At 80.8% G+C, this 479-nt stretch carries 1 pseudogene; it reads left to right on the top strand.

Annotation, left to right across the window (positions count from 1 at the left end):
* Positions 1–51 precede the first annotated feature (51 nt).
* Positions 52–479: pseudogene (locus BG452_RS37225) on the top strand (hypothetical protein); the annotation flags it as partial.

Genomic DNA, 479 nt, shown 5'->3' with positions numbered 1-479 from the left:
GTCGCCGCGGTCCCGGCTCCGGCGGATGTCGCGCCGGTGGACGTCGCGCCGGTGGCGGTCGCTCCCGTGGACGCGGCGCCCCGGACGCCCGGCGGTCTGCCCCGGCGGGTCCGGCAGGCGAACCTCGCGCCGCAGCTCAAGGAGCAGGCCAGGGAGCGACTTCGCGGGGAGACCGGGGCCGAGGGTCATACCGGACGGTCGGCGGTGGGCACCGGCGGCGCGGAGAGCGCTGAGGGCGGGGAGGCTGCCGCGGCCCAGGAGGCCCGGGAACGGTCGCCGGAGGAGGCCAGGGCCACCTTCGCCTCGTTCCAGCGCGGCTTCACCCGTGGGCGCGGGGCCACCGCCCCGACGGACCGGGGCGCCCAGGACCGGAGCACGCAGGACCGCGCCGTCCGGCCCGCGACCGTACCGCTCTGGCAGCCGCCGGACCCGTCCCGCCGGGCGATCAGCCCCGCACCCGCCCCGGCGGCGCTGCCCGC

Source organism: Streptomyces sp. CBMA123 (assembly GCF_014596465.1).
Taxonomy (GTDB): domain Bacteria; phylum Actinomycetota; class Actinomycetes; order Streptomycetales; family Streptomycetaceae; genus Kitasatospora.
This window is presented reverse-complemented; position numbering and strand designations above follow the sequence as displayed.